Source organism: Streptomyces sp. NPDC002742, from assembly GCF_042888885.1.
Taxonomy (GTDB): Bacteria; Actinomycetota; Actinomycetes; order Streptomycetales; family Streptomycetaceae; genus Streptomyces.
Map to the genome: position 1 here is coordinate 266,787 of NZ_JBIAQF010000003.1, position 13,944 is coordinate 280,730.

The 13,944-nt window shown below is 69.0% G+C and carries 11 protein-coding genes; 3 read left to right on the forward strand and 8 right to left on the reverse strand.

Annotated features, from left to right (window positions below; all coding sequences use genetic code 11):
- Positions 1-171 precede the first annotated feature (171 nt).
- Complete coding sequence (locus ACFYW8_RS06530) at positions 172-1,944, reverse strand: IucA/IucC family protein (RefSeq protein WP_389068602.1); 1,773 nt, start codon at positions 1,942-1,944, stop codon at positions 172-174.
- A complete protein-coding gene (locus ACFYW8_RS06535; RefSeq protein ID WP_389068603.1) occupies positions 1,941-2,486 on the reverse strand; it encodes a GNAT family N-acetyltransferase in 546 nt (181 codons plus the stop codon). Before ACFYW8_RS06535 ends, ACFYW8_RS06530 begins: the two co-directional genes overlap by 4 nt.
- Positions 2,487-2,607: 121 nt before the next feature.
- Between ACFYW8_RS06535 and ACFYW8_RS06540 the strand changes: the two genes are divergently transcribed.
- Positions 2,608-3,948 (forward strand): RNA-guided endonuclease InsQ/TnpB family protein, encoded by a 1,341-nt coding sequence (locus ACFYW8_RS06540; protein ID WP_389068604.1) that lies wholly within the window; start codon positions 2,608-2,610, stop codon positions 3,946-3,948.
- Here ACFYW8_RS06540 and ACFYW8_RS06545 read toward each other — a convergent pair.
- The 5 genes from ACFYW8_RS06545 to ACFYW8_RS06565 all read right to left on the reverse strand — a co-directional run bounded on the left by ACFYW8_RS06545 (position 3,835) and on the right by ACFYW8_RS06565 (position 10,690).
- The gene (locus ACFYW8_RS06545) at positions 3,835-5,112 is read right to left on the reverse strand and encodes a lysine N(6)-hydroxylase/L-ornithine N(5)-oxygenase family protein (protein ID WP_389068605.1); all 1,278 of its coding nucleotides are present in this window, start codon (positions 5,110-5,112) and stop codon (positions 3,835-3,837) included. The two genes, ACFYW8_RS06540 and ACFYW8_RS06545, sit on opposite strands and share 114 nt — an antisense overlap.
- On the reverse strand, positions 5,096-6,571 hold the full coding sequence (desA, locus tag ACFYW8_RS06550; RefSeq protein ID WP_389068606.1) for a lysine decarboxylase DesA: 1,476 nt from the start codon (positions 6,569-6,571) through the stop codon (positions 5,096-5,098). Before desA ends, ACFYW8_RS06545 begins: the two co-directional genes overlap by 17 nt.
- A gap of 176 nt (positions 6,572-6,747) precedes the next feature.
- On the reverse strand, positions 6,748-7,623 hold the full coding sequence (locus tag ACFYW8_RS06555; protein ID WP_389068607.1) for a siderophore-interacting protein: 876 nt from the start codon (positions 7,621-7,623) through the stop codon (positions 6,748-6,750).
- Between the two features lie 41 nt (positions 7,624-7,664).
- Positions 7,665-8,714 (reverse strand): ABC transporter substrate-binding protein, encoded by a 1,050-nt coding sequence (locus tag ACFYW8_RS06560; protein ID WP_389068608.1) that lies wholly within the window; start codon positions 8,712-8,714, stop codon positions 7,665-7,667.
- Positions 8,715-8,944: 230 nt separating this feature from the next.
- The gene (locus ACFYW8_RS06565; protein ID WP_389068609.1) at positions 8,945-10,690 is read right to left on the reverse strand and encodes a tannase/feruloyl esterase family alpha/beta hydrolase; all 1,746 of its coding nucleotides are present in this window, start codon (positions 10,688-10,690) and stop codon (positions 8,945-8,947) included.
- Positions 10,691-11,245: 555 nt separating this feature from the next.
- Between ACFYW8_RS06565 and ACFYW8_RS06570 the strand changes: the two genes are divergently transcribed.
- Entirely contained in the window at positions 11,246-11,593 is a 348-nt protein-coding gene (locus ACFYW8_RS06570; RefSeq protein WP_389068610.1) for a GntR family transcriptional regulator, read from the forward strand.
- Entirely contained in the window at positions 11,590-12,570 is a 981-nt protein-coding gene (locus tag ACFYW8_RS06575) for a DUF1648 domain-containing protein (RefSeq protein WP_389068611.1), read from the forward strand. The genes ACFYW8_RS06570 and ACFYW8_RS06575 overlap by 4 nt, the downstream gene beginning before the upstream one ends.
- Before the next feature lie 208 nt (positions 12,571-12,778).
- On the opposite strand, the gene ACFYW8_RS06580 is transcribed toward ACFYW8_RS06575, so the two are convergent.
- Positions 12,779-13,939 carry an acyl-CoA dehydrogenase family protein gene (locus ACFYW8_RS06580; RefSeq protein WP_365870295.1) on the reverse strand — a complete coding sequence of 387 codons (1,161 nt, stop codon included), beginning with the start codon at positions 13,937-13,939 and terminating at the stop codon, positions 12,779-12,781.
- Positions 13,940-13,944: the final 5 nt, after the last annotated feature.

Consider the following 13,944-nt stretch of genomic DNA (forward strand, 5'->3'; position numbering starts at 1 on the left):
GCCGCCCCGCCGGGGGCCGGGGGGGGCCCCCCGGGGTTAGGGCACAACCCCGCGCGCCCCCGGTCCCCGGCCCCGCTCACTCGGGGCCCGGGGGGGGGGGCCCCCGGGGGGCCGGGGGGGGGGCCCCCCGCCCGTCTCAGGGGCTCCTGGAACGCACCAGGAGCCCGGTGCTCAGAACCCGGCGATCGGGTTCTTCAGGGTGCCGACCAGTTGCAGTGCGCCCGACGGGTCCGCCAGGTCGACCATCTGCCGGTTGTCGCGCAGCTGGAGCCGGTTGAGGCAGGACAGCGCGAACTCGGGCGCGAACAGGTCGAACTGCCGGAACTTGTCGTCGAGTTCGGGCGTCGACTCCTGGTACGCGCGCACCGACTCGGCGACCGTCCGCCAGAAGTCGTCCTCGCCGAGAACGCCCTCGTCCGCCAACTGGGCGGCCAGGAAGCGGAAGAAGCAGTCGAAGACGTCCGTGAAGATCGACAGCAACTTGGTGTCCTCGGGGACTTCGACCCGGATCCGTTCGACCGCGGGCGGCAGCACCGCCTGCGGGTCCATGACCGCGATCTCCTCGGCGATGTCCTTGTAGACCGCCCGCCGCACCGCGCCGTCCTTCAGGACCAGGATGACGTTCTCGCCGTGCGGCATGTAGACCAGGTCGTAGGCGTAGAAGCTGTGCAGGAGCGGGGTGAGGTAGGCGCGCAGGTAGCGGCGCAGCCACTCCACCGGCGTCAGGCCCGACCGCTCGATCAGCGCGCCCGCGAACGAGTGGCCCTCGTGGTCGACATGGACGAGGGACGCCATCGTCGCGAGGCTCTCGCCCTCCTGGAGCGAGGGGACCGGACTCTCCCGCCACAGCGCGGCGAGCATCTTGCGGTACGGGGAGTAGCGGTCGGTGGCCGCCTCGAACTCCAGGTGCCGGTAGCCGACGGCCGCGCGCTCGCGGATGACCGACAGGCCGGTGGACTTCAGCACCGGGTCGTTCTCGACGAGCCGGGCCAGCCAGTCGTTGATGGCCGGGGTCGCCTCCATGTAGGCGGCGGACAGGCCCCGCATGAAGCCCATGTTCAGCACGCTCAGCGCCGTCTTCACATAGTGCTTCTCGGGGCTGGTCGTGTTGAAGAACGTCCGGATGGACTGCTGGGCCAGGTACTCGTCGTCGCCCTCGCCGAGGCAGACCAGGCGCCGCTCGGCGACCTCGGCGGCGAACGTCACGGACAGCTTGTTGTGCCACTGCCAGGGGTGGACGGGTATGAGGAGGTAGTCCTCGGGGTCGAGACCCTGGCCGGTCAGCGTCCGGGCGAAGCGCTCGACCGTCTTCGCACCCAGCTCGTCGCGCACGAAGGACTCGTACTCGATGCCGACCCCCGCCGTGAACGCGGCCCGCGAGCGGTGCGCCGCCAGCCACACCAGCCGGACCGGGCTCGCGGTCTCGGGAGCGTAGGCGAGGTAGTCGTGCACACCGAAGCCCAGCCGTCCGTTGTTGGCGACGAAGCAGGGGTGCCCCTCGGTCATGCCGGTCTCGATGGCCTGGAAACCGGCGCCGGCCAGCTCGCGGACCGGGATCCGCGGCTTGGTGAGTTTGAAACAGGTGCCCGACAGGGTGGAGGAGATCTCCTCCAGATAGACCGGCAGGACCTCGTCGCTCAGCCCCAGCGACTCCTTCAGCTCGATGAAGAAGTCCAGCGCGGACAGCGGGAGTTCACCGCCGTCACGGTGCCGCGTGATCGACTCGGCGGCCACCTGCCAGTGGTCGAGGGAACGCAGCACGGCGGTGAACCGGTAGCTCGTCAGCCCGTCGTCGCCGCGGACCTCGTAGCGGCCGTCCGGCAGGCTCCGCGGGGTGATCAGCCGCTCGTGGGCGAACTCGGCGAGCGCCTTGCGGACGAGGAGGCGGTTGGCGAGGGCCCAGCGCTCGGGGGACAGGTGGGCGACACTCTCGGCGGGGGTCACGCGGCCACCGCCTTCGTGAACTGCTCCCGGGTGCAGAAGCTCAGCAGCGCCTTCTTCTCGGGCTTCTGGATCTCTTCTACGGGCACGAAGCCGACGGCCTCGTTGAGGGCGTGCACGGCCTTGTTGTTCACATCGGGCTCGACGACGACGCGCTCGGTCGCCGGGTCGGCGAAGAGGTGCTCCATCACCGTGGTGATCACGGCCCGGGTGAAGCCGTGCACGGGGGTGTCGCTCGGGGCGACCAGGAAGTGCATGCCGACATCGCCCGGCTCCGGCTCGTACAGGCCGACGAGTTCGACGTACCGGGGGTCGTAGCGCTCCATCAGGAAGACGGGCTCGCCGTCCAGGAGACCGAGGAAGGCGTCGTGGTGGTCACTGGCCGCGATGGCCATGTACTCGCGTTCCACGTCGTGCAGTCTCGCCTCCTGCATCATCCAGAAGGCGGCCTTGGGGTGGGTCACCCACCGGTGCAGCACCGGCGCGTCCTCGACGGGGTCGAGGGGGCGGACGGTGAACGTGCCGAGCTCGGCTGCGGTGCTCATTGGAAACTCCTTGAGCGCATGTTCTCTACTGTGGAGGGGAGGGCGTGCGCGTTCATCAGTTCGGGTTTCAGATTGAGGAAAGCTGCGTCGTGGATTTCAGCTGGAGGCTAGCTTTCGAGATGTGGGGGAACAACGAGTCAAGCGAGCGTTCAAGTACCGCTTCTATCCGACGCCGGACCAGGCGGAGCAGTTGGAGCAGACCTTCGGATGTGTGCGCAAGGTCTACAACATGGCGCTGGAGGCGCGCAGTCGTGCTTGGGTCGAGGAGCATCGCCAGGTCAGATATCCGGAGACTTCCGCGATGCTGACCGAATGGAAGAAGCGCGGCGAGTTCTCCTACCTTTGCGACGTGTCCTCGGTTCCGCTCCAGCAGGCTCTGCGCCACTTGCAGTCGGCCTTCGAGAGTTTCTTCGCCAAGCGTTCCGGCCACCCGCGTTTCAAGTCCAGGAAGCGCTCCCGAACGTCGGCGGAGTACACGCGTTCCGCCTTCAGATGGCGCAACGGCGAGCTGACCCTTGCGAAAATGGGAGCGTCGCTGGACATTCGCTGGTCGCGTCCGTTGCCCCTGGATGCCCAGCCGACCACCGTGACAGTGTCGCGTGACGCGGCTGGACGCTGGTTCGTCTGTGTCCTGGTCGAGGACCAGCCCCTGCGAAACCGGATCACCGATGCGGCTGTGGGGATCGACGTGGGACTCCACAGCCTCGTGGCCTTGTCCACCGGCGAAAAGGTGACCCATCCCAAGTTCGGGAGGAGTGACTCCGGTCGCCTGGCGCGGGCGCAGCGAGAGCTGGCTCGCAAGGAGAAGGAATCCAGGAACCAGGCCAAGGCCCGCCGGAAGGTGGCCTTGATTCATGCGCGAATCGCTGACCGGAGACGCGACTTCCTCCACAAACTTTCGACTCGACTCGTCCAGGAGAACCAACTGGTCGTGATCGAGGACCTGCCTGTACGGAATCTGATGGGTAACCGAGCGCTGGCCCGATCCATTGCCGATGCATCGTGGGCGGATTTGCGTGGCATGCTTGAATATAAGTGTGCTTGGTATGGGCGGGAACTTGTCGTCGTGGATCGCTTCTTTCCGTCCAGCAGAACGTGCTCGGCCTGTGGTCTCGTACGCGGTCCGGTGGCTTTGGATGTCCGCGAGTGGAGCTGCGACGGGTGTGGTATCCGTCATGACCGGGACCACAATGCCGCGCAGAATATTCTGGCCGCCGGGCAGGCGGTGTCGGCCTGTGGAGCCGGTGTAAGACCTCAACGGAATTCCTCCGGGCGGGCATTCGGCGACGAAGCAGGAAAGCCCATGGCGCGAGCTGCGGGAGTCCCCGTCCCACGGGACGGGGAAATGTCAAACGGCGAACTCCTGGAACGCGATGGTCTTCTCGACCGGGTAGTACTCGGTGCCGAGCAGCTCACGGATGATGGACGCGTTGCGGTACGGGCCCATGCCGAGGTCCGGTGAGGTGATCGAGTGGGTGTGGACGCCCGCGTTCTGCAGGAAGATCCCGCTTCCCGTGGTGTCGATGGCGTAGTTGCGGGCCACGTCGAAGTTGCCGTGCGTGTCGTAGCGGAGCCGGTCGCGGACCGGTGCGAGGAACGCGGGCTCGGCGTACCGGTAGCCCGTGGCCAGGACCAGGCCGGCCGAGCGCAGCTCGTAGTCCTTGCCCTGTTCCTGCTGACGGAGGCCGAGGGTGTACGTGCCCTCGTCGTAACGCGCCGTTTCGAGCGAGGAGTTGGTGAGGAGGCGCGCGGGGACCGGGCCGCCGAGGTTCTTCTGGTAGAGCAGGTCGAAGATCGCGTCGATCAGGTCGCCGTCGATGCCCTTGAACAGGCCCTTCTGTTCCGACCGGAGGCGGTAGCGGGTCGCCTCGGGCAGCGCGTGGAAGTAGTCGATGTACTCCGGGGAGGTCATCTCCAGGGTCAGCTTGGTGTATTCGAGGGGGAAGAAGCGCGGCGATCGGGTCACCCAGTTCAGCCGGTAGCCGTGGACGTCGATCTCGCTCAGCAGGTCGTGGAAGATCTCGGCGGCGGACTGGCCGCTGCCGACCAGGGTGATCGAGTCCTTCGCCTGCAGTTCCCGCTTGTGCTGCATGTAGCGGGAGTTGTGGATGAAGTCGCCGCCGAGGTCGGCGCAGGCGTCAGGGACGTGGGGCGAGGTGCCCGTGCCGAGGACCAGGTGCCGGGCCCGGAACACCTCACCGGCCTCGGTCCTCACGACGTACACCTCGTCCTCGTACGTCACCTCCGCGACCGTCGTGGAGAAGCGGACGCTGCTCAGCTTCGACGCGGCCCAGCGGCAGTAGTCGTCGTACTCGACCCGCAGCGGGTAGAAGTTCTCGCGGATGTAGAACGCGTACAGACGGCCCGATTCCTTCAGGTAGTTGAGGAAGGAGTACGGGGAGGTCGGGTCGGCGAGGGTGACCAGGTCGGACATGAACGGGGTCTGGAGGTGCGCGCCCTCCAGGAACATGCCGGAGTGCCACTCGAAGTGGGGCTTCGACTCCAGGAAGACGCCGCTGAGTTCGGCGATCGGCTCGGCCAGACAGGCGAGGCCGAGATTGAAGGGCCCGAGCCCGATGCCCACGAAGTCGTAGGTCGTGTCCGTGGATTCAGCAAGCGCGGTCAAGGGACTCTCCCAGGTACTGCTCGGCGTGGCCGGCGATCAGGTCGAGGACGGCGGCGATGTCGTCCGTTGTGGTCTCGGGGTTGAGCAACGTGAACTTCAGGTAGTGGCGTCCGCCGACCTTGGTGCCCGCGACGACGGCGTCACCGGAGGCGAACAGGGCCTTGCGGGCGAACAGGTTGGCGCGGTCGATCCCGGCCGGGTCGGTGACCGCGGCCGGGATGTACCGGAAGACGAGGGTGGACAGCGAGGGCCGCACGACGACGTCGAAGCGCGGGTCGGCGGCGAGCAGCTTCCAGCCCTCCGCGGCCAGGTCGCAGACCTCGTCGAAGAGTTCGCCGATGCCGTCGGCGCCCATCACGCGCAGCGTCATCCAAAGCTTCAGCGCGTCGAAACGGCGGGTGGTCTGGAGGGACTTGTCGACCTGGTTGGGGATGCGTTCCTGGACCATGCGGCGCGGGTTGAGGTACTCCGCGTGGTAGGTGGCATGGCGCAGCGTCGAGGCGTCCCGGACCAGCACGGCCGAGGAACTCACGGGCTGGAAGAAGGACTTGTGGTAGTCGACGGTGACGGAGTCGGCCCGTTCGATGCCGTCGACGCGGTCCCGGTTCTTCAGCGAGGTGAGCAGTCCGCAGCCGTAGGCGGCGTCCACGTGCATCCAGGCGCCGAACTGGGAGCACAGCTCCGCGATCTCGGGCAGCGGGTCGATGGAGCCGAAGTCGGTGGTGCCCGCGGTGGCGACGACGGCCATGGGGACGAGACCGTCCTGCCGGCAGCGTTCCAGCTCGCGGGCCAGGGCGACGGTCTGCATGCGCTTGTCGTGGTCGACGGGGATCGATACGACGGCGTCGGCGCCGAGTCCGAGGAGTTTGGCCGACTTCTTCACGCTGAAGTGGCTTGCCTCGGAGGCGAAGACCCGCAGTCTGCCGAGGTCGGCCCCCGTTCCCTCGCCCTGCCGGTCCGCCCGGCCGGGCTTGGCCTCCTCGCGGGCAAGCAGCAGGGCCTGGAGGTTGGACTGGCTGCCGCCGCTGGTGAACACCCCGTCGGCGGCAGGGCCGAGGCCGATCCGATCGTTGGTCCAGTCGATGAGCCTGCGCTCGATGAGAGTGCCGCCGGCCGACTGGTCCCAGGTGTCCAGCGAGGAGTTGACGGCGGACAGGACGGCCTCGCCGAGCACGGCCGGTATGACGACCGGGCAGTTGAGGTGGGCGAGGTAGCGGGGGTGGTGGAAGTAGATCGCGTCCTGGAGGTAGATCTCTTCCAGCTCGTCGAGGACGGCCGTGGTGTCGTGCAGCGGCTTGTCGAGGTCGATCCGTTCGATGCGGGGAGCGAGTTCGTCGACCGTGACACCCGTGAACGGGCGGTCGGTGGTGGCGAGTCTGGCCGCCACCCGCTCGACGCCTTCGGTCACGGATCGGCGGTACCGGTCCGCGGTGGTGTCGTTGAGCAGGTGCGAGCGCATGTGGGGGTCCTCCGTGCGGGGGGAGAGTCCGAGCGGGACAGGAGAAAGGGCGGAGTCGCGACGTTCGGATTAGGTTAGCCTAACCTAAGTCGATCGTGCGACCCCGCCCCACCTGGGTCTTTCGTGACGCGCGCCTCGGTCCGGATCTCCGGCGGGCGTTGCCGGGTGCCTGCGAACTACTCGCCCCGCTCGCGCAGTTGCTCCTCGCTCAGCCCCTGTCGCCAGTAGCCCACGAAGGTGACCCGTCTGCGGTCGATGCCGCGCTCGTCCACGAGATGGCGGCGCAGCTCCTTCACTCGGCCGGACTCGCCCGCGATCCAGGCGTACGGGGCCTGGGCCGACGGGAGTCGATCGGCTCGCAGGGCGTCGAGGGCCATGAAGGAGCCCGGGGAGCCCAGGGAACTCGCGTCGGATTGTCCGTCCCGTACGAGCCAGGTGATCTCGGCGTCGGCCGTGGTCACCAGATCCTGGATGTCGGCGGCGTGGTGGACCTCCAGCCAGGCGCGGACGCGCATCCCCGCCGGCAGTGATTCGAGGATGGCGGAAGCGGCGGGAACGGCCGTCTCGTCGCCCCACAGGACGACGAGGTCGGTGTCGGCGGGCGGCCGGAAGCGGATGGCCCGGTTGTCCTCGACGGCCGGACCGAGCAGCACGACACGGTCGCCCGCCCGTGCGCCGGCCGCCCAGCGCGAGGCGGGCCCCGCCGGGGCGGCCGCACCCGGCTCCAGGCCGTGCAGCGCGAAGTCGATGTCGATCTCGTCGGGGCCGCGGCGCAGTGCGCGCAGGGTGTACGAGCGCATCACCGCCCTTACTTCGTCGGGCAGTTCACGCCAGCCCTGCCACCAGTTGTCGCCGAGTTCGATCGGCACGGCCGGCTCGCTCTGGCCGGGGTGCGGCAGGAACAGGGACAGGGACTGGTCGCGCCCATGGGAGTGGAACGCCTGCAGATCGGGTCCCGCGAAGGTCACCCGGAGCAGAGACGGACCGAGCCGCCGCGTCCGTACGACCTGGAGGGAGAAGAAACGGAACGGGGCGGCTACGGCCGTCGTCATGAGTGCTCCTGAGTCATCGTCAGGTGGTCACGGAGGGGGTGTCAGGCGACCTTCTTCGCGTTCTCGATCGCCTCGGCGAGGTTGTCGAGCAGCGGGGTGCACTTGTCGTACGACACGATCGGCTCGGGGGAGCGGGCGATGACCTGGCCGGCCTTGACGGCGGGCAGCTTCTTCCAGGTGGCCTCGGTGATGTCGGCCGGCTGGATGGTCGCGCTGCGGTCGTCCATGATGATGATGTCGGCCGGGTACTTGTCGACGTTCTCCCAGCTCAGGTTCTCGAACCAGCCGCCGCTGGCCTTCAGGGCCTTGGCGGGGGGCTCGACGATGTTCACACCGAGCGCCTTGAAGTACTCCAGGTCGATGGAGAGGTTGGAGCCGGAGACGTAGAAGATCGTGTCGGAGGCGGAACCGGCGAGGACCTTGATCTCGGGGCGCGCCTTCGCGGCCGCGCGCAGCCGCTCGGCGGCCGTCTCGAACTTCTTCTTCGCCTCGACGGTCTTGGCGGACTTCACGTCGGCGCCCAGCGACTCGGCGAGCGCGAGCATGCGCTCCAGTGACGCGGGCATCTGACGGTCGTAGACGGAGATGCCGACGCTCGGGGCGAGCTTGAGGATCTTGTCCTTGGACTCCTCGGGGACGTACCAGAGGGAGCCCGTGCTGTCGAACATCGTGGAGATCAGCACGTCGGGGGCGAGGGCCGCGTACTTCTCGATGCTGAACTGGCCCCAGGTGTTGCCGAGGACCGTCAGCTTGCTGATGTCCATGTCGCCGGCCTGGACGTCGGCCTTGCCGTCCTTGGTCTTCGTCGGGCCGAAGACGCCCTTGACCTCGATGCCGTAGTCGAACAGGGCGGCGGCGACACCGGTGAAGGCGACGATGTTCGCCGGGGCCTTGCCCAGCTTCACGGTCGTGCCGCGGTCGTCCTTGAACGTCCACGGGCCGGACTTCTCGGCGGCCTTCGTCGAGTCCGAGCCACCGTTTTTCGAGGCGTTGTCGTCGCCGCAGGCCGCGAGGACGGCACCGAGGCCGAGGGCGCCGCCCGCGGCGAGGATGCCGCGACGGGTGAGGTGGGTGGCACGGGCGTTGGGCATGAGTGTGACTGCTTTCGGCACGGGGCGGGGAGGCGCCCGCCGGACAGGTTTCGAAGGTAGGTTAGCCTAACCTCACCAAGTGTCCAGGGGGTGGGGCGCGTGCGGAGGGAGCCTGTGACCCGCCTGTGCGTGCGGCCGGCGCGACGGTGTCGCGGCTCCCGGTCGGACCGGGAGCCGCGACGTGTCAACTCATCCGCTGGGCCTGCCCGGTTCGGCAGGGTGACGGACGGTCAGGCCTTGCCCCTGGTGACCACCCAGCGGCCCTTGACCCAGTTGCCGACTGTCTCGTAGCCGGAGCGGAAGGAACCGAGCCAGTTCAGCTTCAGATCCGCCTCGGCTCCGGACCTGACGGGTGTGTAGCTGCTCGCGTCGTCGGCCGGGCCGCCTGTCGTGTTCGTCGCGACGTACGGGAACGGGTAGACCGGGCGGGTGGCGGTGGTGTTCCCGCCGCCGTCCACGGACTTGGTCGTCAGGCTGCTCGGGGCCTCGCCCTTGGTGACCCAGTCGGTGACGGCGGTCAGCGCGTCGAAGGTGTTCGGGCCCTGGCCTCCGCCGCAGTGCGCGACACCGGGGAGCAGGAACAGCCGGGCGAAGGCGCTGGTCGCCTCGGCGCCGCCCGTCGCCTTCTGTACGGCCTTGTAGTACGCCATCGTGCCGACGGCCGGGATGTGCTGGTCGCCCAGGCCGTGCCAGAGGATCAGCTTGCCGCCCGCCTTCCTGAAGGCCGAGAGGTCGGGGTCGGTCGCGTCGTACATGCCCTCGCCCAGCGCCATGACCTGCGTGTAGTAGGCCTTGGTGAACTTGACGTCCTTGTAGGTCAGAGTGGGCTGCGGGCTGTCGAAGATCTGGTACCGGAGCGTCTCGCGGACGAAGCTGATGTCGCCGGAGCCGCCCGTGGCGGTGGCCGGTGTGATGATCCCGGCCCAGTTCAGCTCGGAGCCGCGCAGCTGGTACCCGGGGTACAGCAGCCTGCCGTTCTCGTCCGTCGGGCCCGCGTAGATCCGGCGCAGGGTCGTGACCTGGTCCGCCGTCAGGCAGTAGTCCGCGGACGTCGGGGTCTGCCCGGCCGCGCACCGGATCGCCGCCGGGTCCCAGGTGCAGCTCAGCGGGTCGGCGATGATCCCGTCCGCGGGCGCCCCGCAGCCCTTGAGGACGGCCTTGTGCAGATCCGCGAGGTCGGCGTTGGTGATCGTGGCCGGGCCGCCGTCGAGGTAGACGGACTGGGCGGTCCAGGCGTGCGAGAAGGTGTTCAGCGCGGTGAAGTTGTTGGCCGGGGCGCCGGCGATGACGCCGTCGAAGTCGGTCGGGTAGCGCTGGGCCTCGGTCAGCGCCTGGTGGCCGCCCTGTGAGCAGCCGTCGAAGTAGGTGTGGGCGGCTGGCTGCCCGTAGTAGACCTTGATGATCGCCTCGGCCGCCCGGGCGAGCAGATGGTCGGACTTGTAGCCGAAGTCGGCGCGCAGGGTCGGGTCGGTGGAGAAGAGCCCGCCGCCCTGGTAGTGGCCCTCGTCGCTGGAGGCGACGGCGAACGCGCCGCTGGTCAGCGGGACGCAACCGGCGGACGCGGGAGCGTTGTTCACGCTCGTGCTGCCGCAGAGACCTCCGCAGCCGACCTGGAGGTAGTTCGCCTGCCAGCCGGTCTCGGGCAGCTTGATCTCGAAGTGGATCTGAGGGGCGATGACGCCCTTCACGTCACAGGCGGCCCAGTCGCCGAACGTGTTGGCGGAGGCCGCCAGTTCCGTGGCCGAGGTGATCTCGAAGGGTACGCCGGGGACGGCGGCGGCCAGATCCTGTGCCGCGATACCGGCACAGGGCAGGGCCGGTGCGATGCCGGAGGGGGTGCCGCTTGTGCTGGTGACGCTGGTGGTGGTGACGCTGGTGGTGCTAGCGGCGGAAGCCCAAGTGCTGCCGGTCGCGCCTGCGGCGAGCGCCACGCTCACGCCGGTCCCGAGCAGGAGGGCGGTTGCGAGGGTGGCCATGAAGGTGGCTGACTTCCACCGACACCATCTGGACAGCGTGGCCATGCTCGGTCTCCATTCGTTGGGCGATCGACGGCTTGCGCGGAACGTGCGGGGCGGTGCGGCGAGTGTGCGGACGCAACGGTCGGCACACTGGCGGGACACCGCGGTGGGCCGCGCGGATTGGCTCGCGACCGGGGCCGGCGGGGCGAGGGGGCTGGCGGTGAAGCTGCCTGACGGCTCGTCACCTCGTCCAGCCCTCGACGAAACCCTCCCTCGCCTCCTTCCGTGACTCCGGCTTTGCAGGGGCGGTACGGCGAAGGAACGTAGCGCGGTGGCACGCTCGGTGCAAGATCTGTCGACGAGATTGTTGACTATTTTGTCAGGTGTTTCGCGGCGGGATGGAAAGGTCTTGCCTCGCGACGGCGGGAACAGGGGCACCGCAGAGGGGTGTGCATGTGCTCGCGCGAACAGGTGTCCGCGGTGGTGAAGGGTGCGAAGTGCGATGGCATCGCCGCATCGTTCGCCTCGAAGCGCCCTCTACTTCAAGTGATTGGTGCTATCGTCACTAGCACCATGCTGTTGAGGCTGAACACCGCGGACAGTCGCCCCCTGCACGAGCAGGTGGCCGGCGCGATCCGGCGCGCCATCGCCGAGGGCGAGTGCGGGCCGGGAGACCGTCTTCCCCCGGCCCGGGATCTTTCCCAGGCCCTGGATGTGAACGTCAACACGGTTCTACGGGGCCTTCGGGCGCTGCGCGACGAAGGGGTGCTGGAGTTCCGGCGGGGCCGGGGTGTGACGGTGGTCGACGGGGCGGACCAGCGCTCCGTTCTACTGCACCGCGTACGCGACCTGGTGACCGACGCGGCGCACCTCGGCTACAGCAGGAACGACCTCATCGACATGATCAGGGGGATCTCGTGACCGAGCAGGGGCGCAAGGGCGGAGCGGTGTGGGGCGCTGTCGGCTACGGCGTCGGCGTCCTGGCCCTTTTGGTGGCGCTGCCGTTGGCCGCGAGCGGCCGGCTCCCGGACCGATTGGCGACCCACTGGGAAGCCGGCTCGGGCAGGCCCGACGACTCCATGCCGCTCTGGGCCGCGGCATCTTTCCCCGCGCTGATCTGGGGTGTGCTGGCGTTCGTCGTCGTGCTGACGCTGCGCCGGGCAGGGGCCGGTCGCGGCGTACCGGGGTGGGCGGCTGCGGGCCTCGGCTTCGGCGGTGTGATGCTGCTCGGCGGGCAGGCATCGGTCGTACGGGCGAATCTGGACCGCGCGGACTGGCATGAGGCGGGATCGGTGACGAGCGGGGTCGTGGTCACGCTCGTTGTGGCGGTCGCGGCGGGCGCGGCCGGTCTGCTGGCCGCGCGCCGGGTGCCGGACGAGCCTCGGCCCGCAGCGGACGGCCCGACCCTGGACATTCCCGCCGGGCAGCGGGTCGTATGGCTCGCCCGCACGTCGAACTCCTGGCTCCATGCGCTCGCCGCCCTGACCGGGCTGCTCGCGATCACCGTCGTCGTGTCGGCGCTCGCGGGTCTGGCGGACCTTTCGTTCCTGCTGGCGGCAGCGCCGTTCGTCCTCGCGTCCGTGCTGGTCCTCGGCTGCTCCTCGGTGCGGGCGCGCGTCAGCGAGCAAGGTCTGGACGTCGCCTTCGGCCCCTTCGGCTGGCCGACGCGACGCTGGGCCGCCGAGGACATCGAGTCGGCACGCGTCGAGGATCGCACGCCCGCCCAGGTCGGCGGATGGGGCTACCGGCTGAGCGGGCTGGGAACCACCGTGATGCTGCGCGGCGGCGAGTGCCTGGTCATCCATCCTTCAAGGGGCAGGGAATTCGCCGTGAGTGTCGACGACGCCGAACGCGGAGCCGCCCTCCTGAACTCCTTGAGTGCCCGCCACGCGAGGTGAGGAACAGGTCCTGGCCGGTGATTCCCCCGCATCGGCCAGGACCCTGCCGCCAGGCAGTCGATACGCCCCTGTCCCGAGCCTTTCGATCAGTCGCCCGGCAGTCGGGTCGCTCCCGTCGCCGTATGAACGTCTCGCCGGACAGCCCCCTGAACGGCGCGGACGTGCCCGAGCCACGGGGTGTTCAGGGGGCCTCGGCGCAGGCCGGCGCTCAGCCCGTGAGCCCCAGCTCCCGCGCGATCAGCATCCGCTGCACCTCGCTCGTGCCCTCGCCGATCTCCAGGATCTTGGAGTCGCGCCACATGCGGGCGACCGGGTACTCGTTCATGAAGCCGTAGCCGCCGTGGACCTGGGTGGCTTCACGGGCGTTGTCGACGGCGATCGTCGAGGAGTACAGCTTGGCGATGGCCGCCTCCTTCTTGAAGGGCTCGCCCGCGACGAGGCGCGAAGCCGCGTCGCGCCAGCCGACACGGGCCATGTGGGCCTTCATCTCCATGTCGGCGATCTTGAACTGGATCGCCTGGTTGGCGCCGATCGGGCGGCCGAACGCGTGCCGTTCCTTGGCGTACTTGACCGACTCGTCGACACAGCCCTGCGCGAGGCCCGTGGCCAGCGCCGCGATGGCGATACGGCCCTCGTCCAGGATGCGCAGGAACTGCGCGTAGCCGCGGCCCTGTTCGCCGAGCAGGTTGGCCGCCGGGACGCGCACGTCCGCGAAGGACAGCTCACGGGTGTCGGAGGCGTTCCAGCCGACCTTCGAGTACGGGGCCGCGACCGTGAAGCCCGGGGTGCCGGAGGGGACGATGATGGCCGAGATCAGCGGCTTGCCGTCGGGCTTGCGTCCGGTGACCGCGGTGACCGTCACCAAGCCCGTGATGTCCGTACCGGAGTTGGTGATGAAGCACTTGCTGCCGTTGATGACCCACTCGTCCGTCTCGGGGTCGAGCCGGGCCGTCGTACGGGTCGCGCCCGCGTCCGAGCCGCCGTCCGGCTCGGTGAGGCCGAAGGCGCCGAGGATCTCGCCGGAGCAGAGCCGGGGGAGCCACTCCCGCTTCTGCTCCTCCGTGCCGAAGAGATGGACCGGCATGGCGCCCAGCGAGACGCCCGCCTCCAGGGTGATGGCCACGGAGGAGTCGACCCGGGCCAGCTCCTCCAGGGCGATGCCGAGGGCGAGATAGTCGCCGCCCATGCCGCCGTACTCCTCGGGGAACGGCAGCCCGAACAGGCCCATGCGGCCCATCTCCCGCACGATCTCGTACGGGAATTCGTGCCGTTCGTAGAAGTCGCCGATCTTCGGTGCCACGACGTCGTGGGCGAACGCCTCCACCGTACGGCGGAGTTCCTCGAGTTCGGGGGAGAGGCGGTGGTCCAGGGACA